Origin of the sequence: Myxococcus qinghaiensis, assembly GCF_024198215.1 — a bacterium.
GTDB classification, from domain to species: domain Bacteria; phylum Myxococcota; class Myxococcia; order Myxococcales; family Myxococcaceae; genus Myxococcus; species Myxococcus qinghaiensis.
In genome coordinates this window covers 456,876-478,464 of sequence record NZ_JAKCFA010000005.1, presented here as the reverse complement: position 1 = coordinate 478,464, position 21,589 = coordinate 456,876, and the positions used below count along the sequence as shown (strand labels likewise).

Below are 21,589 nucleotides of genomic sequence, written 5' to 3'. Positions count from 1 at the left end.
GAAAAAGGGCGCCCCGGGTTGGAGCGACTTCAGCGCGAGGCGGCCTGGCTCAGCGCGCGGTGCACGGCCTCCAGGGCCTTGCGCGCCTCGAGCAGCTCGGCGCGCTCGGCGGTGAGTGAGGCCACCTGCTGGGCCAGCACGTCCCGCTCGCCCTGGAGCGCTTCCACCGCCCGGCGCAGCGAGGTCGACTCGTCCTTGGCGGACTCCAGCTCACCGGCGAGCCGCTCCTCCTCGGCGAGGCTGTCCACCAGGGCCTGCTTGCCGCGAGCCACGGCCTCCTCGAGGACCTCGTGCTCCTTCGCGGAGGCCTGGAGCGCCTGACGGTTCTCCTGGAGGGACAGGAGCGCCTCGTCGCGCTCACCCTCCAGCGCGGCCAGCTCCCGCTCCAGGTCCGCCAGCAGCTTCACGCGGCCTTCCATCTCGGAAGAGAGCCGACGCGCCTCGTCCATGCGCAGGCGGGCCTCCTCGGTGGCCTTCTCCGCCTGACGGCGCGCCACCTCCAGCTCCTGCGTGAGCGAGAGGTTGGCGGCCTTCACCTTCACCAGCTCCGCCTGGAGGTGGGTGATGCGCTCCACCGCGCGCTGACCCGCCTCGGCCACCGTCGCCGGCAGGGGCTCCGGACGCGGATTCTCGCGCACCGCCTTGAGGCGGGCCTTCAGCCGCTCGCGGCGCGCGTCGGAGTCATCCTCTTCACGCGGAGGCGCGGGCGTCTGCACCTCCACCTCCTGGGGCGGAGCTTCGACGCGCGCCACCGGCTCGGCGACCATCGCGGTGACATGGGGAAGCGAAGCGTGTGACGAGCCCTGCGTCATGGGGTGGGCCTCCTGGGAGTGCCCGGCAGAGAAGCCGTCCAGATGGAACGCAGTGGGGGGGGGCGCCGCGAAGGTGACGTGCGCTTCGCCGAGCTCGTCGTCGAAGCGGGCCGACTCCGGCGCTGGAGACGCGTACGTCACGGGCTCGGAGACCTGCGAGGTGAACACCGGCTCCCGGGCGCGCGGCGGCTCCTGCGCACCCAACGCGACCTCCATCGCCTCGGCGGCGGTGGGGCGCGGGGCGCGGGCGCGCTCGATTCGGGCGCGGACCTCGGCGGACAGGTCCGCGGAAGGAGGCTCGGGCGGGGCCGAGGCGGAGGGCTCCTGCTCCGGGGACTCGGAGGGGGAGGACTCGGCCGGGTCGGCGACGCCGGTGAACGCGCCCAAGCGGAGGCGCGGCTTGGCGCGAGACACGTTCTGTTCGAAGGCTTTCTTCATGGCGAATCTCAGCCGGCCTGCTGGGTGCCCTTCTTCGGGGCGGCGGCTGCCGCGGCGACGAGGCGCGGCAGGACGTTGTCAATCATGGCCTGGATGTCGTTGGCGCCCTTCGACGTGGGGTCCGCGACGAAGACGGGGCGCCCCTCGCTGGAGGCCTGGGCGAACTTGGTGCACTGCCGGATGATGGTCGGCAGGAGGAACTCCGGGTAGTGCTTCTGGAGCGCCTCCAGCGCCTCCTTCGCCAGCTTGAAGGTGGCGTTGAAGGAGTTGACCACGATGAAGACGTGGTCGAGCACGTGATTCAGGTCCTCCTCCAGGCTCTGCACCGTTTCGAACAGCAGCTTGAGGCCGTGGAAGGAGAGGAAGTCCGCGAGCACGGGGACGAACAAGTCGTTCGCCGCCATCAGCGCGTTGAGGTTGAGCAGGCCGAAGGACGGGGGCGCGTCGAAGACGACGACGTCGTACTGGGCCTCCACGTCCTTGAGGGCGTTGCGCAGCTTGAACTCGCGGCCGGCCATGGGCATCAGCGAGAGGTCCATGGTGGACATGCTGAGGTTGGACGGGACGAAGTCCAGGTTGGGCAGGGAGGACTTCTGGATGACCTTGGCCAGGGGCGTCTTGCGCACCAGCACGTCGAGCAGCGTCTTCTCGAAGTCCTCGCCCTCGTAGCCCAGGCACTTGGTGGCGTGGCCCTGGCTGTCCAGGTCGATGAGGAGGACCGAGTAGCCCAGCTCCGCGATTCGCCACGCGTACGAGGTGGACAGGGACGTCTTGCCGGTGCCGCCCTTGAAGTTCAGGAAGAGCTGACGGCGGTGGCCAATCTTGTCCGGGAAGCGGTTGAGCGTGGTGCGCAAATCCCAGACGTCGTCCGGGGTGTACACGTCCTTCCTCGCGTCCTCCGGAATGGCCTTCGGAGACACGCCGAGCATCTCGGCCACCTGCTTCGAGCTGTATGTCGGCGCTTCCATGAACGACCCTTCGAAAGACGTACGGGACGGAGACCTTGCCTCAAGCGGCGAAGTATTTGTGTCCCCTTCGGACCACGGAACCTCGGGCTGATAGCAGGGTGAGTGCTTCCTGGGCGAGTTCCACGGGGGCCCCCAGGGCGGTCGTCAGCTCGGCGAGCGAGCGACCGCGAACCGCGACGCGGACTTCCATCAGCATCTGCCCACAGAGGGTCTCGACGGGTGAGGCACCCGGGCGGCCCGAGGGGGGACGCGCTTCCGCGGCTCGCGCGGGCGGAGCAGGAGCGGCGGCGGGCACGGGCGCCGGGGCACCCATGGCCACGAGGGCCGCCTGGACAGGGGAGAGTCGAGGAGCGGCGGGCCGGGCCTGTGACGTCGGCGCGGCCGTCGGCTGCGAGGGAGTGCCCGTCGCGGACTGGCCCGGCGAGCGCTGGCCGGACTGCGCGGTGGGGGGAAGCGCCGAGGACGGAGGCCCGCCGGCCTGCACCGGAGCGCGAGCAACGCCCTGCGCCAGGGGAACGCCCCCCTGCCCCACGAAGGCCGGAGCCGCGCCCTGCCGAGCGCCCACCACGGCCACCGCCTGCGGCGCAGCGACGGAAGCTCCTGCGTAGGCCATCTCCTGCACAGCCACCTGCACGGGAGCCACCGCCTGCACCGGAACCACCAGGGACCGCGCGACCATCGGGCGCGTCGCATCCTCCAGCCGTGCTCGCACGGGCTTCACGGGCAGCGTCGCCAGCCGGCGAATCTCGCGGCGCCGGTGCGTGTCATCCAGCGACACCACCGCGGACACGTCGTGTCCCAGGATCCGCGACAGGCTCTGCGCCGCCGCCTTGCGCACGCGCGGCTCGCGGTCGCCCAGCGCCTCCAGCAACAGCGCGCGAGCGTTCTCCCCACTCCCCGCGCCCAGCGCGAGCGCCGCCAGCGAACGGACCTCCGAGTCCGTGTCGTGGATGGCCTCTTCGCCCAGCCGCCGCGCCGTCTCACCCTCCAACCCCAGCGCCAGCAGCGACGCCCGGCGACGCACGGAGCGGTCCGGGTCCTTCATCGCCTGCGCCAGGTGCGGCGCCGCGTCCCGAGGCGCCAGCGTCAGCAGGGCCTTGAGCGCCGCGATGCGCACCTCCGGCACCGGCGACGCCAGCAGCGGCGACACCACCTGGGCGCCCTCTTCACGGCACAGCGCCGCGAACGCCTGGAGCAGCGCCACCTGCGCCGCCGAGTCCGTCTCCGCGTGCAGCGCGCTGGCCAGCGCCGGAGCCGCCGCCGGCTGGGACAGCGCCTTCAGTCGCTCGGCGGCACGAATCCGCGCGGCGGGGTCCGGCGCGGACAGCTCGCGCACGGAGAACCCGAACAGCGTCTCGTCCGTCGCGGCCCCCACGCCACCCTGTCCGGACAGCTCCGCGAGCTGCGCCTGGCTGACGCCGAGCCGTCCCGCCTGGAAGAAGCGCTGGGCCTCGCGAGCCACCGGCGACAGCCCCTCCAACAAGGGCTCCAGCAACGCGGCTCGAACGGGCGTGCTCGGAGCGGAAGCCGCGGCGGCCTGCGCCTTCGCTGAACCATCCGCGAGCGGCACGGCCGGCCCGCGCATCGGCAGCTTGACGACCGGCGAGGCCACGCCGCGCTGCGACTCCCCATGCAGCAGCGCCTCGCTGCGAAGCTGGGAGATGAACGACGCCAGGTCGAACCCCAGGTCGTCATCCTCGTCTTCGCCGTCCTTGGTCGACGTGCGCAACCGACTGGCGTTCAGCAACCGGTCCATGAGCTGGTCGCGCTCGCCGCGCAGCGCCTGCGTGAGCCGCACCGACTCCTCGCGCTCCGCCTGGAACCGCCCGGCGCGAACCTCCAGCGCCGCCACCTCGCGGCGCAGCTCCAGCTCCCGCTGATGCGCCTCCGCCAGCTCACGCTTGAGGTGCTCCATCTCCTCGCGCGTCGAACCCAGCTCGCTGAGCAGTTGCTCCGCGCGCGCCTCGAAGTAGACAATTTTCTCGAGTGCGCTCTTGAGCAGCGCGTCCGGACGCTCGTCGCTCACGACCTCAACGGCCCTCCCCGCGAGGCAGCGCGGTGCACCCCCGACCCACCGGGGGGCGCCCACCCTACGTCAGACGTCCCGCCTTCGTAAACCACGGAAACACCAGGGCTTTTCCCTGCAACTCCCGGCCTCTCCATTGACAACGCCGCGCAGGCCGACTTTTCGGCCTCGGCGGTGAACACCGTCTTCGCGCCACCCGCAAACGGACGCGCCAGGCCCGCTGAACACCTGCACCGTGAGTGCGGCCGCGCGGCGGGTGACGTCAAGCACCGGACGTCACGTCGGAGCGACGTTCGCGGTGAGCCCGACGCGTCCTGGAAACGCTCCGCGTGAAGGCCCACCCGCACGCGCGCCGTGTTGATCCACACGCGACAGGCGCCGATCTCCCCGGAGCCGATTTTTCGGCCTCCCGCGGCATCCGACGCCTTCCGCGTCCACCGCCCGCCCGGTGCCTCCCGAGCACGCCGGAACCCCACTTCCGGAGCCCTCCGCGAGGGGCCTCGGACACGTGTCCCGACAGGGTCCGAAACACCTTCGCGTTCAAGCGCTTTCGCACGCCCTTCTGGATGCACCTGAATGTCAGACCCCACCCGTAGTCTGTGTTCCACGAGGTCAGGAGCCCGCAGGCACTTCTCCCCGGTACCTCTCCGCCGAAGCGCGGGGGGTGAAGCCCTCTTTTCGACAGGTTTCCGCACGCCATGGAACAACGATTGGCCACCATCATTGGAAATGCAGTTCGCGCGGCGCGGCAGCGGCTGGAGCTCACGCAGGCCGACGTGGCCGAGCGCGTGGGAATCGCCACCGAGGTGTACGGGCGGCTGGAGCGCGGCCACATGCTCCCCAGCGTCCGCACGCTGAGGAAGCTGTGTCTGGTTCTCAACTGCTCGTCGGACGTGCTGCTCGGCATGTCCGGCGTCGAAGGCGCGCCCACGCTCGCCGAGGACCCTCCGGAGTACCGCGAGCGTCCCGAGGTGCGCCGGCTGCTGCGCACCGTGCGCAAGCTGGATGCGCCCCGGCTCCGGCTGTTGGGCCAGGTCGCCAACGCGCTCGAGACGTGAACCCCGCAGCACGCCCGCGACGCGCTGCTTCCATTCCTCATCCGTGGAAGACAGCGAGCGCGGGCGGAATCAGTACCGGGGCCGGGTGGACCCGGGTTGCAACGGATTGAGGGGGACGACGCTCGAGGTTGCGCGTTTTCGCAAGCGCTTGGCGCATGGAATGAAGCGGCGAGGCAGGCGCAAGCCTACCTTCGTGCTTCATGACTCGCCCCTCCCCCGGCCCCGCTCTCGACTTGCCGCAGCTCGCGGTACACGCGCTGTGGTGGGTGTGGTTCCCTTCCTTCCTGTTGAGTTGGGACCACCTGGGCCTCTGGGGCCGCGTGGGCATGTGCGTCATCGGCTGGGCGGTGCTGTTCTGGAACTACGCCGTCCTGCACAACCACATGCACGTGTCCATGGCGCGCCCCAAGGTGCTGCACTGGGTCGTGTCCCGGACGCTCGGCCTGGCGTGTGGGTTCCCCTACCGGGGCTACTACATCCACCACTTCAACCATCACCGGTACAACGACGGCCCGGGGGACTGGGGTCAGCGGCGGCCGGGTGAAGGCGCCCTGCGTTATTGCCTGCGCTCGGCGCTGACGCCGTGGTTCTGGCCGTTCGAGGCGGTGGCCAACGTGTGGCGGTGGGCCAAGAAGCGCAACCAGCGCACGGAGCTCGTCCTCGACTTCCTCGTCGTGGACGGGGGCATCCTCGCGGTCATCCTCTGGCGCCCGGCCCTGGGGCTGGCGTGGTGGGGGGTGCTGCTGGTGGGCCAGGTCTGCATCCACTGGCTCAACCTGGCGGCCCACTTCGAGACGGACTCCACCCAGAAGGCGGCCCTGGGCACCACGTCCACCTCCCGTCTGTACAACCTGTTCTTTTTCAATGCCGGTTATCACCAGGCCCACCACGTGAAGCCCCAGGTGGCCTGGCGGGAGCTGCCGGTGGTGACCGCCGAGCTGGCTGGCACGGCGCTGGTCCGGGCGGAGTTGGTCACTTCGCTGGCCCCCATCAATCCCTTCTGGGTGGCCAAGGTGGCGAAGCGCTATTCTGCCGAGCCGTGCGATCGGCAGACGGCGTCGACGATTACTTCAGGGACCCCCACGGCCGTTACCTAGTCGGGGAAGGCTTCCTGCATTGGTACGCTTCGGCGGACCTGTGCGGCTTCATCTTGTGGGGCCGGCCGGCCGAGGCTCACGTGCGCCGGCTGGTGCATGTGCTCGACGTGGAGCTGGCCCCCGCGGCGCCGCATGCGTCGCTCGTGGATGCGCGGCGACTGGAGGCGGCAGACCCTGCCGCCTTCGCGGTGCTCGTGAAGTACATGCAGGCGCGCGAGAAGTCGTTCAGCACCTCCGTGCAGCGACAGGCCCTGGTGCGTCCGGAGGGCGTGGCGGGCGCGGTGGTCGGCGGGTTCTACACGTTGTTGACGGGCGCCTATCCCAGCAAGGTGTTCACGGACCCCGCGAATGCGCTCGCGTGGCTGGGCCAGCCGGAGGGCCGGGCGGCGCCGCTGTTGTCCAAGCTGAATGACCTGGTGGCGGAGGCCACGGGCCAGTCGCCCTTGTTGCGCGAGCTGCACCAGGCGATGCGCGGCAAGCTGCCGGACATCAACCTGTCGGACGTGGCCCGGGAGATGGGCATGTCCGAGCGCACGCTCCAGCGCCGGTTGAAGGAAGCGGGGACGTCCTTCCAGGCGGAGCTGAACTCGGTGCAGGTGCGCATGGCGCAGGCGCTGCTGCTGGAGACGGACATGAAGCTCACCGCTGTCGCGGTGGAGGTGGGCTGCGCGTCGCTCCAGCACTTCAGCAGCCTGTTCCGCAAGCTGGTGGGCGACTCCCCCAGCTCGTGGCGCGAGCGACAGCAGGGCAAGGCGTCCGCCGAGGCGAGCGCCCCGGCCCAGGAGCCCGCCATCGCCGCCACGGCGAATCGCGGCGAAGGGCCCCAGAGCGAGTAACCGCGCCGCCCGCTCAGCTCGGGTTCGTATGCGTCTCCGGCGCCGTGGCCGCGGGCGCCGAGGGCAGGTGCAACGTGAAGCACGCCCCTCCCTCGGGACGGTTCGCCACAGACAGCGTTCCTCCGACGCGGGCCAGGTACTCGCGACACAGCGCCAGCCCCAGGCCGGTGCCCTTGCCGGGCGCCTTGGTGGTGAAGAAGGGCTCGAACAGGCGCGCCAGCACGGCCTCCGGAATGCCCGCGCCGTTGTCCTCCACCTCCAGCCTCACGCCTCCCTGCTCCTCACGCGCACGCAGCACGATGCGCGCGGCACGCGGCGGCTGCGCCGAGTCCACCGCATCCGCCGCGTTGAGCAGCAGGTTCAGCACCACCTGCACCAACTGGCGCTGCCCCAGCCGCACCCGGCTCAGGTCCGGTTCCACCTCGCGCACCACCTGCCCCAGGCTCCGCAGCCGCACCGACGCCAGCCGCTCCGCCTCATCCAGCGCATCCACCACGCCGCACGCCTCCTCGGCGTCCGCCGAGTCCCGGGAGAAGCGCCGCAGGTCCGTGACAATCTGCTGGATGCGCAGCACGCCCTGCTGCGTCTCCTCCAGCACGCGCCGAATCTCCTCCAGGTCCGGCGCCGCGTCCTCGATGACGTCACCCAGGTAGCCCAGGTTGGACTTCACGTACGCCAGCGGGTTGTTCACCTCGTGCGCCACGCCCGCCGCCAGCCGTCCCACCAGCGCCAGCCGCTCCATCTCCGCGCGGCTGCGCTCCGCGTCCACCCGCAGTCGCTCGCTGTGCGCCAGTCGCTCCAGCACCGACAACCGCGCCTGCACGGCCTCGCGCTCGGTGTCGCGCATGCGGCGGAACAGCTTCCCGCCGAAGACGGCAATCCACGCCATGAACAGGAACACCGTCACCTGACCGATGACCTGCCGCTCCGAACCTCCCGACAGCCAGGTCGCCGCCACCACGCCCACCAGCGTCAGGACGATGGTCGCCCACAGCGTGATGAGGTCCCCGGGCGTGAAGACGGCGATGATGAGCGGCATCGCGAAGAGCAGCGGGAACAGCGGACTCGAAAGCCCTCCGGTGAAGTGGATGTCCAACGCAATCGCCGCCAGGCTGAACACCCCGCTCAGGGTGCTGGCCCGCTGCAGCGGCATCCACGACGCGCCCGTCACCAGCGCCGCCGCGACGAGGATGGCGGCCCAGCCCACATGGACCAGGGCCACCTCCGGGACGAACGCGCCGAACAGCAACGGGTGCGTGGCCAGCGAGAGCAGCAGCACCCCCGCGGAGACGGCGAAGCCCCGGCGCTTCAAGCGCAGATGGGCTTCGAGCTCGAAGGCTTGAGGACCGGGTACGACGGATTGATGCACGGAGGACTTCCTACTGCTGGGCGCGCTGCGCTGCCGGCCGGGACATCTGCCGCTCCACGTAGGAGCGCAGGGCGGGGAAGTCCTCCAGCAGCCCCATGCCCCCACCCCAGTTGAGGATGGATGCCATCACCACGTCCGCCGCGGTGAAGCGCTCGCCCACCACGAACGAGCGCCCCTTGAGCTTCTCCTCCAGCATCCGGGCGATGTCCGTGAAGCGCTTCTGGCCCCGCTCGGCCTCCGCGGGCACGCGCTCGTGCTCCGGCAGGAAGCGGCTGTGCGCGGAGTACGCGGACAGGGGCGGCTCCATGGTGGCCATGCAGAACATCATCCACTGGTAGTACTCGGCGCGCTCCACGGTGCCGAGCGCCGGCGCGAAGCCCGCTTCCGGAAACTTGTCGGCGAGGTGCAGGAGAATCGCGGCCGACTCGAAGACGGTGTGCCCGTCATCCTCCAGCGCGGGCATGGAGCCCATGGGGTGCACGCGCAGGTACTCGGGGCTCTTGTGCTCTCGCTGGAGCAGATCCACCGGCACCAGCTCATAGGGGACGCCCAGCTCCTCGAGCAGCCAGCGGGGGCGCGTGGCGCGCGTCTTCTGGGCGAAGTAGAGCTTCATCATCGTCGTCGGGACTCCGAGGTGTGTCGCTTGAGCCGGCGAGTCTTGCCCAGCCGCACGCCGCCGCGAGAGCTTCGCATCTCCCCCAACCCCTTGGGTGCGGGGATTATCGGGTCCGGACACACCGCCCGCAGCTTGCACCCCCTGCATTCGGCCCCGCTCCACACCGCCTCGTAGAGCGCCGTCACCCGGTCGATGACGTCGAAGTCCTCCGTCACGAACCCCAGCTCGAAGTTGCGCACCGCGTCGCCCTTCGCGCCCAGGCCCGCCCCCGTGAGATTCGCGCTCCCCAGGTAGGCCCACGCCCCGTCCACCACCACCGCCTTGAAGTGCACGCGCGGGCACACCTTCAGCTCCAGCCCTCCCGCCACCAGCCGCGCCCGCTCGTCGAACGCCGCGCGGAACGGACGGCTCGGCAGCTCCGCGTGCAGGAGCCGCAGCGACAACCCCCGCGCCGACAGCCCATCCAGCACCTCCACCAGCGGAACGAAGCGCCCCTTCGACTCCACGTACATCGCCTTCACGTTCGCCGTCGCAATCCACACCGACTCGCGCGCGTGGAGCAGCTTCTCCAGCACCACCTCCCGGTACAGCTCGCTGCCGGACAGCAGTTCCGCCTGGATGGGACGCATGGAGACATCCTCACACACATACCCACCACCCTCCAGTCGGGGGCCGTTGTTAACCCGGGGAAACTGACTTCCAGTCATTTGACGACTGACCCATGGTCACCTATTGATGACCCATGGTCAGCAACCCGGGCGTGAAGGCGGAACGGGCGACGCCGCAGCGGGCGCGCAAGGACGAGGACAAGGAAGCGCGGCGGCGCCTGCTGCTGGATGAAGCGCGGGCGCTCTACGAGGCCACCTCCTACGCGGAGGTGAAGATGGCGGACGTGGCGGAGCGGTCCGGGCTGGCCAAGGGCACGGTGTTCCTCTACTTCCCGACCAAGGAGGCGCTGTTCCTGGCGCTCCTGGACGACCTGCTCTTCTCCTGGTTCGCCCGGCTGGACACGCGGCTGGGTCAGCCGGACGCGCCGTGGACGGGCCCGTGGCTGGCGCGCACCGTGGCGGAGTCGCTGGAGGGCGAGACGTCGCTCACGCGGCTGCTCGCGATGCTCCAGACGGTGCTGGAGCAGAACGTGACGGTGGAGCAGGCGCGCCGGTTCAAGGAGCGGCTGCTGCAGGCGATGCTGCACATCGGCGCGCTCTTGGAATCGCGAATGTCTTTCCTGCGGCCCGGCGAGGGCCCCCGCGTGCTGGTGCACTTGCACGCACTGGTGACGGGCCTGCGGCAGATGGCGGACGTGGCGCCCGTGGCGCGCGAAGTCCTGGCCTCGCCGCACATGGCCCCCCTGCGAATCGACTTCACCGCCGAGCTGACCGCGGCGCTCACCACCCTCTTGCGCGGGCTCGAGGCCCGCTGAAGCACCCCGCACACCCCAGGAGCCAACCATGCTGGAGCTCGTCCCCGTCACCACCGAGTCGAAGCCCGCCGCGGACCTCGCGCGCATCCAGGCCGCCTTCCAGGCCCAGCGCGCCAACCGCTGGGTGATGTCACGCACCACCACCGCCGAGCGCATCGCCCGGCTCAAGCGCCTGCGCGAGGCCATCATCGCCCGCCGCGACGAGCTGGCGGAGGCCATCCACCAGGACTTCCGCAAGCCCGCGCTGGAGGTGGAGCTGACGGAAATCCACCCGACGCTGGAGGAGCTGAACCACACGGTGAAGCACCTGTCGTCGTGGATGAAGCCCACGCGCGTGGGCACGCCGCTGCTCCTCGCGGGCTCCTCCGCGCACGTGCGCTACGAGGCGCGCGGCGTGGTGCTGGTGCTGGCCCCGTGGAACTACCCCTTCCAGCTCCTGATGGCGCCGCTCATCGCCGCCATCGCCGCGGGCAACACCGTCATCTGCAAGCCCAGCGAGAAGACGCCGCACACCGCGCGCTTCCTCTCCCGGCTGGTGCGGGACGTCTTCCCGGAGAACGAAGTCGCGCTGTTCGAGGGTGGCGCGGAGACGGCGGAGGCGCTGCTGGAGCTGCCCTTCGACCACTTCTTCTTCACCGGCAACCCGCGCATCGGCCGCAAGGTGATGGAGGCGGCGGCGAAGCACCTGGCCAGCGTGACGCTGGAGCTGGGCGGCAAGTCGCCGGCCATCATCGACGAGACGGCGGACGTGCAGGCCGCGGCGGAGCGGCTCGCGTGGGGCAAGTTCATCAACGGCGGACAGACCTGTGTCGCGCCGGACTATGTCTTCGTGCACGAGTCACGGCAGCAGGCCTTCATCGACGCGCTCAAGGCGGTCATCGCCCGCTTCTACGGGGCCACCGAGCCGGAGCGTCAGGCGAGCGCGGACTTCTCGCGGCTGGTGGACCCGGCGGCGTGGCGGCGGGTGAAGGACCTGGTGGACCGGACGGTGGCGGCGGGGGCGAAGGTCGAGGTGGGCGGGGTGGCGGACGGGCCCTCGCGTTACCTGGCGCCCACCGTGCTGACGGACGTGACGCCGGACATGGCCGTCATGGAGGGGGAAATCTTCGGGCCGGTGTTGCCGGTGATGACGTACCGCTCGCGCGACGAGGTGTACGCGCACATCCAGGGAGGGGACAAGCCGCTGGCGCTCTACGTCTTCAGCCAGGACAAGCGGGCCGTCGAGGACGTGTTCCGCAACACGACGTCCGGAGGGGCGGTGGTGAACAACGTCCTCATCCACGTGGCGAACCCCAACCTGCCCTTCGGCGGGGTGGGAATGAGTGGCCTGGGGCACTACCACGGCGTCTACGGCTTCCGGACCTTCAGTCACGAGCGCGCCGTGTCGGTTCAATGGATGAAGTCGCTGGCGGCGGTGTTCTTCCCGCCGTACCGCGGAAAGGCGCAGGAATGGGCCTCCCGCGCCAGCCGGCTGTTGGAGTAGGCCAGACAGCCAGAGGAGCCGGGATGCGCGTGGTGAAGCAGGAGGAGGAGCTGATTCCCCGGGGCTTGCAGGAGGCGTACGAGCGCCTGCGGGCCCGGCGCTGGGACGTGGCGCGGCGTGGCCCCGACGAGCGACTGGCGAAGCTGGAGCAGCTCAAGGCGCGCATCATCGAGCGGCGGGACGCGCTCGCGGACGCCATCCACGCGGACTTCCGCAAGCCCCGCGCGGAGGTCGAGGCGACGGAAATCCTCCCGGTGCTCATGGAATTGGAGCACGTGCGCAAGCACCTCAAGGCGTGGATGAAGCCGCGCAAGGTGACGACGCCGCTGGTGCTCACGGGCACCTCCAGCCACGTGCGCCACGAGGCGCGCGGCGTGGTGCTGGTGCTGGCCCCGTGGAACTACCCCTTCAACCTGCTGATGCTGCCGCTGATAGGCGCGGTGGCGGCGGGCAACACCGTGCTGTGCAAGCCCAGCGACAAGACGCCGAACACGTCGCGCTTCCTGGCGGCGCTGGTGCGGGACGTGTTCCCCGAGGATGAAGTCGCGCTGGTGGAGGGCGGCGCGGAGGTGGGCGAGGCGCTCTTGCGACTGCCCTTCGACCACTTCTTCTTCACCGGAGGGCCGCGCGTGGGGCGGCGGGTGATGGAGGCGGCGGCGAAGCACCTGGCCAGCGTGACGCTGGAATTGGGCGGCAAGTCGCCGGCCATCGTCGACGCGACGGCGGATATCGAGGCCGCGGCGGAGCGCGTGGCCTGGGGCAAGTTCCTCAATGGCGGGCAGACGTGCATCGCCCCGGACCACGTCTGGGTGCATGCGTCGAAGGAGGAGGCGTTCCTCGCGGCCCTGAAGGTGGCGCTGGAGCGCTTCTACGGACGCTCCGAGGAGGCGCGGCGCGCGAGCACGGACCTCTGCCGCATGGTGGATGACGGCGCCTTCGCGCGGGTGCGCGGGCTGCTGGACCGCACGGTGGCGACGGGGGCGCGGGTGGTGGTGGGCGGCGGCGTGGACGCGGAGACGCGCTTCATCGCGCCGACGGTGCTGGCGGACGTGGCGCCGGATGCGCCGCTGATGGAGGAGGAGATTTTCGGGCCGGTGCTGCCGGTGCTGCGCTACGAGTCACTCGACGAGGTGGTGACGCACGTGCGCGCGGGCGGCAAGCCGCTGGCGCTCTACGTCTTCAGCCACGACGACGCGGCGGTGGAGCGGCTGCTCCAGGAGACGAGCGCGGGCGGCACGTGCATCAACACCGTGGTGTTGCACAACGTGAACCCGAACCTGCCCTTCGGCGGCGTGGGGGCGAGCGGCGTGGGCGCATACCACGGCGAGACGGGCTTCAGGACCTTCAGCCACGAGCGCGCGGTGCTTCGCCAGGGCCGTACGACGCTGGCGAACCTGTTCTTCCCGCCGTACACCGGCAAGGCGCGGAAGCTGGCGCGACTGGCCAGCCGCCTGTTCGAGTAGCCGCGCATCCCGAAGGAGCGCGGCCGCTCGCCGTCGCTCAGCTGCGCAGGCCCGGCGCCTCGTGGCCCGTGCGCGCCACGTACTCGGTGTAGCCACCGCCGTACTGGTGGATGCCTTCCGGCGTCAGCTCCAGCACGCGGTTGGACAGCGCGCCCAGGAAGTGACGGTCGTGCGAGACGAAGAGCATGGTCCCCTCGTAGCGGGCCAGCGCCGTAATCAGCATCTCCTTCGTCGCCATGTCCAGGTGGTTGGTGGGCTCGTCCAGCACCAGGAAGTTGGGCGGGTCGAAGAGCATCTTCGCCATGACCAGGCGCGCCTTCTCACCACCCGACAGCACGCGGCACTTCTTCTCCACCTCGTCGCCGGAGAAGCCGAAGCACCCGGCCAGCGCTCGCAGCGAGCCTTGGCCCGCGCGGGGGAAGGCGTCTTCGAGCGACTCGAACACCGTGCGCTCGCCGTTCAGGAGGTCCATGGCGTGCTGGGCGAAGTACCCCAGCTTCACGCTGCCACCCACCGTCACCGCGCCCGTGTCCGGAGTCGTCGAGCCCACCACCAGCTTCAGCAGCGTGGACTTGCCCGCGCCGTTGACGCCCATGACGCACCAGCGCTCGCCGCGGCGCACGAGGAAGTCCATGCCCTCGTAGATGGTCCGCTTGCCGTAGGCCTTGTGCACGGCCTTCAGGCTCACCACGTCGTCACCGGAGCGCGGCGCGGGCTGGAACTCGAACAGCACCGTCGTGCGGCGCTTGGGCGGCTCCACCTTCTCAATCTTCTCCAGCTTCTTCACGCGGCTCTGCACCTGCGCGGCGTGCGAGGCGCGGGCCTTGAAGCGCTCGATGAACTTCAGCTCCTTGGCGAGCATGGCCTGCTGGCGCTCGTACTGCGCCTGCTGCTGCTTCTCGTTCTGCGCGCGCTGCTGCTCGTAGAAGTCGTAGTTGCCCGAGTACGTCGTCAGCGAGCCACCGTCGATCTCCACCATCTTGGTGACGATGCGGTTCAAGAACTCGCGGTCGTGCGACGTCATCAGGAGCGCGCCCTCGTACCCCTTGAGGAAGCCCTCCAGCCAGATGAGGCTCTCCAGGTCCAGGTGGTTGCTCGGCTCGTCGAGCAGCATCGCGTCCGGGCGCATGAGCAGGATGCGCGCCAGGGCCACGCGCATCTTCCAACCGCCGGACAGCGCGCCGACGTCGCCGTCCATCATCTCCTCGCTGAAGCCCAGGCCCGCGAGAATCTCCCGCGCGCGGCCCTCCAGCGCGTAGCCACCGAGCTCCTCGAAGCGCGCCTGCACCAGACCGTAGCGCTCGACGAGCTTCTCCATGTCGTCGGCCTTGTCCGGGTCGGCCATGTCCGCTTCGAGCGACTTCATCTCCCCGGCGACCGAGCTCACAGGGCCCGCGCCGTCCATGACCTCGGCCACGGCGCTGCGGCCGGACATCTCGCCGACGTCCTGGTTGAAGTAGCCGATGGTGACGCCACGGTCGACGGCCACCTGGCCTTCGTCGGGGTGTTCCTGGTCGGTAATCATCCGGAACAGCGTCGTCTTGCCGGCGCCGTTGGGGCCGACGAGCCCGACCTTCTCCCCCTTGTGGAGAGCGGCCGAAGCCTCGATGAACAGAATCTGCTGGCCGTGCTGCTTGCTGATGTTGTCGAGACGAATCATGTGCGTAGGGGGTTGCCCGGAAGGCGGGCGCGGCGCCCTTATGCCATGGGGGACGCCGAAGGAGGACTGTTCCGAACCCTCGACCTCCGCTTCCCATGCCCGAGGGCTGCCCACCAGGGGGGCGTTCGCCTCGCAGCCGGGAGGGAGACCTACATGGGTCGCCCTCATTCCACCGTGAGCGGATCCACACGAGGGGCGGACACCGTCCCAGGTGCCCGGCCGCCCGCTCCCCAGCCGTGCCTCAGGGCGTGATGACGAGGCGGATGGGGTTGCCGTCCTTCTTCACCAGCCGCTCCACGCCCTTCGCCACGTCCTCCAGCGGCAGCGTCGCCGTCACGGAGCGCGAGACATCCAGGCGCTTGGTGCTCACCAGCGACACGAGCTGGTCCAGGTGCTTCTTCTCGTAGCCCAGGTGTCCCTGCAGCGTCTGGGAGCGCAGGCCGAAGTTCACGCCGGCGCCCAATTGAATCTGCTCCGGTGACAGGCCCACCATCACCACGCGCCCGTAGCGCCCGAGGCACAGCGCCGCCTGCGCCAGCACCGAGTTCGCGCCCACCAGGTCCACCGCCACATCCAGGCCCAGTCCATGCGTGTGCTGGAGCACCTGCGCGCGCACGTCCGGGGAGCGCGGGTCCAACGCCACGTCCGCGCCGAACTCCAGCGCTCGATTGCGCGCGGCCTCGTTCGTGTCGAACGCGATGATGGGCGTCGCTCCCATCATCCGGGCAATCTGCACCGCGTGGACGCCGAGCCCACCGATGCCCCACAGGCCCACCGACTGCGCGGGCTTCAGCTTCGCGCTGTCCAGCAGGCCCGCGTACGGCGTGGCCACCGCGTCCGCGAGGATGGCCGCCTGTTCGAAAGGCAGGTGGTCCGGAATCGACGACAGCACGAAGTACGGCACCACGACGTACTCGGCCCACGCGCCGTCGTAGTGGAAACCCATGATTTGAAAGTCGAGGCAGTCCGTCGGCTGGCCGTTGGAGCACTTCGCGCAGCGACCGCAGGGCTTGCCACCCGCCATGGCGACACGCTGTCCCGCCTGCCAGCGCGGCACGCCCACGCCCACCTCGTCGATGACGCCCGAGGACTCATGTCCCGGCGTCACCATCGGCAGCGGGGAGCGCAGCGAGCCGTCAAGCAGATGCGCATCCGAGAGACAGATGCCGCACGCCTTCACTCGCACTCGCACCTCGCCCGGACGCGGCTGGGGGACGGGGACCTCGGTCACCGTCAACGTCCGCGCGGCCGTATCGAAGCGCGCCGCCCGCATCGTCCGCTGGTTCGCGTCTGCCATCGATTGTTCCTCCTCGCCACGCGTCGTGGGGCACGAGCGGGCGCCAAAGCTCGGAAGGCGCGACCGTACCACGCACACCCGAGGGCGCCCGTTGCCTCCACGCGAGCCTTCCACTCTGGCGCGAGGACGACACTCCCACCGCACCGGTTCAGCGCCGAGCGGTCTGGAACGACTCGCACTGCGAAACTGGCTCCGTGCCAGTCCTCCTTCATTGGCGGCGCGACACCGGTCGCTCACGCATCTAGGGATGGGCCTCGCGCCCGTGGCCACGCACCGCTGCCAGCACAGGCTCCGCATGTGGCGCAGGCGGCATCACCGCCATTTGCACTCACCGCCTCCAGCACAGGCTCCGCATGTGGCGCAGGCGGCATCACCGCCGTTTGCGCGCACCGCCACCGGTACAGGCTCCGCATGTGACCTAGGCGGCATCACCGCCATGTGCACGCACCGCCGCCGGCACAGACAGGCTCCGCATGTGGCTTAGGCGGCATCACCACCGTTTGCGCTCACCACCGCCAGCACGGGCGCGCCGTGTGGCGTAGAGTGCCCGGCCGTGCTGACCGTCGAACCGCATCCGTCCCTGGACACCCTGGCCTTCACCACCACCTTCCCCGCACCGCTGGGCTCACTTCCCTCGCCGGAGTGGCTGGTGGCGCTGCTGAAGTCGGCGGCCTCCGCGCCGCTCTCCAGCGACGACTCCGTGCGAAGCGCGGTGCGCGACATGCTCCGCCACGGCGGCTACAAGCCCACCGGCCGAGGCAAGCCCGCCTCCGAGTATCTGGTGCGCGCCGCGGGCGACGGCTCGCTCGGCACCATCAACACCGCGGTGGATCTGTGCAACGCGGTGTCCCTGCACAGCGGGCTGCCCGTCAGCGTCGTCGACCTGGACCGCGCCACGGCTCCCTTCCGCGTGGCCATCGCTCCCGAGGGCGCGCAGTACGTCTTCAATGCCTCCGGGCAGAGCATCGACCTCGCGGGCCTGCTGTGCCTCTTCGACGCGGAGGGCCCCTGCGCCAACGCGGTGAAGGACGCGCAGCGCACCAAGACGAACGCTGACACGCGCCGCACCCTCACCATTCTCTGGGGCGCGAAGAGCCTGGGCGACCGCACCGCGCGCGCCTTCGCGTGGTACCGCGAGCTGTTGGAACGCTCGGGCGCCACCGTGGAGCGGCTCCCCTGAGCGCCCTGGACCTGGAGCAACTGCTCGCCGACGGCGCTCGCTCGCTCTCCGCCGCGTGGGGACGCCCCGTGCTCCTCGCGGAGCCCCAGGTCCTCCGCACCCAGTCCCGCTGCCATGTCGTGCGCGCCCGCGTGCGCGGCGGCGACGTGCCCACCGTCATCCTCAAGCACTTCCACGAAGACCCCGTGCTCGGCCTGGACGAGTGGGCCGGTCTGGAGCTGCTCGGCCGCCACAACCTCACCACCGCCCCGGGCCTCATCGCCGGAGACATCCACTCCCGCCTGCTCGTCCTCCAGGACCTGGGCAGCGGCCCCAGCCTGGAAGACCTCTTCAACGCCGATGACGCGAGCGCCGCCACCGGAGGACTGCTCGCCGTGGCCCGCCTCACCGGCCAGCTCCACGCGCGCACCCGGGGCCTGCAAGGTGACTTCGACCTGCTCCGCCACTCGCTCAACCCGCGCCCGCTGCGCGTCCGCATCGACAACGCCCGCTATCTGCTGGACCACGCGGACCGGCTGCGGCGCTGGACGGAGGCCGTGGGCACGCCCCTGGTCCCCGGCACGCAGGAAGACGTGGAGCAGCTCGCGCGGGAGCTGGCCGAGCCCGGTCCCTTCCTCGCGCTCACCCACGGGGACATGGCCCCGAGCAACACCCTCTTCACTCCCAGCGGCCCGCGCCTGCTCGACTTCGAGTACTGCGGCATGCGCCACGCGCTGTACGACGCGCTGATGTGGCTGCTCGTGGTGCCCCTGCCCGACGAGCTCGTCACCCGCGCGGACCTCACCTACCGCATCACCCTGGCCCCCGTCTGCGAGGCGGCCCAGACGGACGCCACCTATACGCACGCGCGCGCCCTCGTTGCCACGGCGCGCACGGTGAACATGTTCCAGTGGCTGTCGCCCAAGGCGCTGGAGAGAGACAGGGACTGGGCGCCCGGCTACACCGAGCGCGCCGCCCTGCTGCGCCACCTCGCGCGCTCCCGCGTCCTGCGCGGGCCCACGACGTTGGTCCCCGCCCTCTCTCGCACCCTCGCCGCGCTGGAAGAGCAACTAGTGGAGCGCTGGGCGGGAACACCGACCTTCACCTGGCCCGCGTTCCGGTAGACGCCGCACCGCCGCGCTCACTCGCGGACGCGAATCACCACCTTGCCGAAGGGCCCGCGGTCCAGGTGCTCGAGCGCCTTCGGAAACTCGTTGAGCGCGTACGTCGCGTCGACCACGGGCTCCAGGCGCAATGAATCCACCGCGCGCACGAAGTCCTCCAGCCCGCGCCGGTTCCCCACCGTCACGCCCTGGATGGTGCCCTGGGTCTGGAACAACGGCAGCACCGGGAAGCGCATGTCGAAGCCGTCCAGCACGCCGATGAGCGTGACACGTCCCGCGGGTGCCAGCGCGCTGAGCGAGCGCCCGAGGTTGTCACCGCCCACCATCTCCAGGATGTGGTCCGCGCCGCGCCCGCCCGTCAGCTCCACCACCGCATTCTCCCAGTCCGGAGTCTGGCGCCGATGGATGCCGTGGGCTAGAGCTCGCCTGGCTGGAGGATCAGAACCATCCCATCCCCTCAACGGGCCTCCCATTAGCTCTATGGGAGGATGGAGAAGTAACAAGGCGATCAGGTTTATCATCCATCTGCAGGTTCGTTCTGGATGACAACAAGCGCCACCATTCGCAATAGCGCAGCACAAATATGCAGCGCAAGGGGAACAACTAGATCTGAACGCAGGAGGACAACAGCGTTCTTGTTCGGGCAAGAGCGCGCGCCTATCGTGTCCCTCCCTGTCGCTCAGATGAGGTCTTGTTCATGGCTAGGAAGAAAACCGAGCCGCTCCTCCTTCGCGAGGTACGGCTTGAGCGGTTCAAGGCAGCGTTCACGCCAGATCCGATTCCGCTCACCCCGTTCACGGTCGTCATCGGGCGGAACGGCTCTGGCAAGAGCACCTTTCTGGAAGCGCTCCAGTGGGTTGATCGCACGCTAAGAGAAGACGCACGTCGCGCGTGTGAGCGCTACCAAGGCATTCACGACATCATCAATGTGCGGTCTCAGACGAAGCGCAGATATTTCGGCCTTGAGATGACATGGGAGAAGCAGGAGGAGTCGACCAACACCCTACGTTACCTCCTGGAAGTTGATGAGGGCAAAGATGCCTCTCCGTTAATTCACAGGGAAAAATTAACGGCCATTGCACAGGGCCGCCGAACTCCTCTCATCGACACCACGCGGGAAGGCGATGCGGCGTTGCTCCGGCCCGGTGAGCGCGTACTTCTACCGAAGGACAAGCTGCGAAAGGGTGTCTTCGACGATCCGGACCGTCTCGTCCTCGGACGTCTCGGGCGGACGAGCGAGGCAGGGGGGCTAGGAGAACTCCAACGGCTCAAGGATTTTTGGGACCGCGCAGTGTTCCTCCGATTGAGCCCAAGCAGCCTTGCCGGAGGGTCGCTCGCGCGACGGGCTTCCTTCGAACCACTCCTCGATGAAGAGGGCCACATGCTGCCCGCCCTGCTGTCCGAACTCTCGGCAGCAAAGCTCAAACGAGTGGTCGCGGATGTCAACGAGGTGCTGCACGACATCAAGGGACTTCGCGTCACGAAACCTCGTAGATCTCGCGAAGAGCGGGTTCACTTTTCGTTGCTTGAGGAGATGCCGTACGTCGGACGCAAGGGACGGGGTACGTTCGAGATCCCAGCGTGGATGCTTTCGGAAGGAACTCGCCGTATCACCGCATTATTCGCGCTCCTCAACCACGATCCGCCGCCAAGCCTACTCTGCGTCGAGGAAATCGAAAACGGACTCGATCCGTGGACGACCCTCAATGTTCTGGGAAAGCTACGAGCGGCAACGCTGAATGGCATCCAGGTGATTGTGACAACTCACTCTCCTTGGCTCCTCGATCACGTGCCCATGTCGGATGTTCTCCTGGTGAAACGCGAGGTGGGCGAAACTCGCTACTACCGAGCAGCCGACACGGAGGAGTTCAAAGCGTTCTCTGCTGACATCCCCCCCGGGGCTCGGTACGTGAACCTGGAGCAGTCCTCATGACGTTCAAGGTGGCACTATTCGTGGAGGGCAGTCTCGGTGAGCAGGATCGGTCGGGCCGACCTTGGTTGGACATTCTCTGGCGCGACCGGCTAGCTGGCGCTCTCGGCCTGAAGCCGTTCGTGCGCGTGATTCCGTTCCACAAGGGTCAACTAACAACGCTGGATCAAAAGGATGGCTTGCGCCGTTCACCTGCGATGAATGTCGGTCTCGATGAGCTCATCCGCATCGAAGTTACGCGAGAGCCTTTTGACGCTGGCATCGTTGCATTCGACCTCTTACCTCCTTGGGACACGAACGCCATGGTCTGTCGATGGGAGGAGACGCTGCGCTTTTATCGGTCGATGAAGAACTCGGCCCGTCTTCCCGAGGAATTCCGTACGCGAGCGAGCGAGCGTCTTGCAGAGCTGGAGGCGCGTACCTCTCCTTCAGAACGCCTCGCGCCCCCTCGTCTAGGCAAAGGCTCCCTACTCGCCGTCTGCATGGATCCGGAGTTCGAAGCCCTCTTCGAGGACGAAATCGCGGTGAGGAAAGTGCTTGGCGTAGGACGCAAGCTTCCAAAGGGTTGGCCTACGACCTGGGGGGGAGGAGGTATTGCCCTCAAGACGTTGCTTTCACACGCCATCAACGCTGCTCGATCGATCGATCCAACACCCCAGGTTCTGCGCCAAATTCGAGGCAGCTTCATTGATCGACCGCATGAATGGGCTGCATACTTTGCTGGCTCTGGTGAAGAGAAAATGGTTGAAACAATCTCCCGTCATCCAACGTCACAGAGATTAAAGGAGCTGCGCGGCGGATAGCGTCACGCAATTCCTACACACCGCAAG

The 21,589-nt window shown here is 69.1% G+C and carries 19 protein-coding genes; 10 read left to right on the top strand and 9 right to left on the bottom strand.

The window, feature by feature from the left end; genetic code table 11:
* Positions 1–29: 29 nt before the first annotated feature.
* From LZ199_RS11995 to LZ199_RS11985, 3 genes are read right to left on the bottom strand one after another with little or no spacing between them, the layout of a single operon-like run.
* Positions 30–1,250 carry an extensin-like protein gene (locus LZ199_RS11995; protein ID WP_253993790.1) on the bottom strand — a complete coding sequence of 407 codons (1,221 nt, stop codon included), beginning with the start codon at positions 1,248–1,250 and terminating at the stop codon, positions 30–32.
* Positions 1,251–1,258: 8 nt separating this feature from the next.
* On the bottom strand, positions 1,259–2,218 hold the full coding sequence (locus LZ199_RS11990; RefSeq protein ID WP_253993789.1) for a ParA family protein: 960 nt from the start codon (positions 2,216–2,218) through the stop codon (positions 1,259–1,261).
* Between the two features lie 40 nt (positions 2,219–2,258).
* Entirely contained in the window at positions 2,259–4,244 is a 1,986-nt protein-coding gene (locus LZ199_RS11985; RefSeq protein ID WP_253993788.1) for a HEAT repeat domain-containing protein, read from the bottom strand.
* A 698-nt stretch (positions 4,245–4,942) separates the two neighbouring features.
* Between LZ199_RS11985 and LZ199_RS11980 the strand changes: the two genes are divergently transcribed.
* From LZ199_RS11980 to LZ199_RS11970, 3 genes are all read left to right on the top strand, one after another.
* Complete coding sequence (locus LZ199_RS11980; RefSeq protein WP_141643418.1) at positions 4,943–5,302, top strand: helix-turn-helix transcriptional regulator; 360 nt, start codon at positions 4,943–4,945, stop codon at positions 5,300–5,302.
* Positions 5,303–5,502: 200 nt separating this feature from the next.
* A complete protein-coding gene (locus LZ199_RS11975; RefSeq protein ID WP_253993787.1) occupies positions 5,503–6,399 on the top strand; it encodes a fatty acid desaturase family protein in 897 nt (298 codons plus the stop codon).
* Between the two features lie 80 nt (positions 6,400–6,479).
* Entirely contained in the window at positions 6,480–7,235 is a 756-nt protein-coding gene (locus LZ199_RS11970) for a helix-turn-helix domain-containing protein (RefSeq protein WP_253993786.1), read from the top strand.
* A gap of 13 nt (positions 7,236–7,248) precedes the next feature.
* Here the strand turns inward: LZ199_RS11970 and LZ199_RS11965 are convergent, their stop codons facing one another.
* Genes LZ199_RS11965 through LZ199_RS11955 form a run of 3 tightly spaced genes read right to left on the bottom strand, consistent with a single transcriptional unit; the run spans position 7,249 to position 9,849 of the window.
* Positions 7,249–8,604: a sensor histidine kinase gene (locus LZ199_RS11965; RefSeq protein WP_253993785.1), complete on the bottom strand. Its 1,356-nt coding sequence runs from the start codon at positions 8,602–8,604 to the stop codon at positions 7,249–7,251.
* A gap of 10 nt (positions 8,605–8,614) precedes the next feature.
* Positions 8,615–9,220, bottom strand: a complete 606-nt coding sequence (locus LZ199_RS11960; RefSeq protein ID WP_253993784.1) for a glutathione S-transferase family protein — start codon at positions 9,218–9,220, stop codon at positions 8,615–8,617.
* Positions 9,217–9,849 (bottom strand): phospholipase D-like domain-containing protein, encoded by a 633-nt coding sequence (locus LZ199_RS11955; protein WP_253993783.1) that lies wholly within the window; start codon positions 9,847–9,849, stop codon positions 9,217–9,219. The genes LZ199_RS11960 and LZ199_RS11955 overlap by 4 nt, the downstream gene beginning before the upstream one ends.
* Before the next feature lie 113 nt (positions 9,850–9,962).
* Between LZ199_RS11955 and LZ199_RS11950 the strand changes: the two genes are divergently transcribed.
* From LZ199_RS11950 to LZ199_RS11940, 3 genes are read left to right on the top strand one after another with little or no spacing between them, the layout of a single operon-like run.
* The gene (locus LZ199_RS11950; protein ID WP_253993782.1) at positions 9,963–10,643 is read left to right on the top strand and encodes a TetR/AcrR family transcriptional regulator; all 681 of its coding nucleotides are present in this window, start codon (positions 9,963–9,965) and stop codon (positions 10,641–10,643) included.
* Between the two features lie 28 nt (positions 10,644–10,671).
* Positions 10,672–12,126 (top strand): aldehyde dehydrogenase family protein, encoded by a 1,455-nt coding sequence (locus LZ199_RS11945; protein WP_253993781.1) that lies wholly within the window; start codon positions 10,672–10,674, stop codon positions 12,124–12,126.
* 23 nt (positions 12,127–12,149) lie between these two features.
* On the top strand, positions 12,150–13,589 hold the full coding sequence (locus LZ199_RS11940; RefSeq protein ID WP_253993780.1) for an aldehyde dehydrogenase family protein: 1,440 nt from the start codon (positions 12,150–12,152) through the stop codon (positions 13,587–13,589).
* A 37-nt stretch (positions 13,590–13,626) separates the two neighbouring features.
* Here the strand turns inward: LZ199_RS11940 and LZ199_RS11935 are convergent, their stop codons facing one another.
* Entirely contained in the window at positions 13,627–15,249 is a 1,623-nt protein-coding gene (locus tag LZ199_RS11935; RefSeq protein WP_253993779.1) for an ABC-F family ATP-binding cassette domain-containing protein, read from the bottom strand.
* Positions 15,250–15,490: 241 nt separating this feature from the next.
* Positions 15,491–16,546, bottom strand: a complete 1,056-nt coding sequence (locus LZ199_RS11930) for a zinc-binding dehydrogenase (protein WP_253993778.1) — start codon at positions 16,544–16,546, stop codon at positions 15,491–15,493.
* A gap of 553 nt (positions 16,547–17,099) precedes the next feature.
* Here LZ199_RS11930 and LZ199_RS11925 point away from each other — a divergent pair.
* Positions 17,100–17,726 (top strand): phenylalanine--tRNA ligase beta subunit-related protein, encoded by a 627-nt coding sequence (locus tag LZ199_RS11925; RefSeq protein WP_253993777.1) that lies wholly within the window; start codon positions 17,100–17,102, stop codon positions 17,724–17,726.
* Between the two features lie 68 nt (positions 17,727–17,794).
* The gene (locus LZ199_RS11920) at positions 17,795–18,829 is read left to right on the top strand and encodes a phosphotransferase (protein WP_253993776.1); all 1,035 of its coding nucleotides are present in this window, start codon (positions 17,795–17,797) and stop codon (positions 18,827–18,829) included.
* A gap of 17 nt (positions 18,830–18,846) precedes the next feature.
* On the opposite strand, the gene LZ199_RS11915 is transcribed toward LZ199_RS11920, so the two are convergent.
* A complete protein-coding gene (locus tag LZ199_RS11915; protein WP_256569005.1) occupies positions 18,847–19,302 on the bottom strand; it encodes a zinc-binding dehydrogenase in 456 nt (151 codons plus the stop codon).
* A gap of 224 nt (positions 19,303–19,526) precedes the next feature.
* Here LZ199_RS11915 and LZ199_RS11910 point away from each other — a divergent pair, with 224 nt between their 5' ends.
* Both LZ199_RS11910 and LZ199_RS11905 read left to right on the top strand, forming a co-directional pair.
* Positions 19,527–20,762 (top strand): AAA family ATPase, encoded by a 1,236-nt coding sequence (locus tag LZ199_RS11910; protein WP_253993774.1) that lies wholly within the window; start codon positions 19,527–19,529, stop codon positions 20,760–20,762.
* Entirely contained in the window at positions 20,759–21,562 is an 804-nt protein-coding gene (locus tag LZ199_RS11905) for a hypothetical protein (RefSeq protein WP_253993773.1), read from the top strand. Before LZ199_RS11910 ends, LZ199_RS11905 begins: the two co-directional genes overlap by 4 nt.
* Positions 21,563–21,589 lie beyond the last annotated feature (27 nt).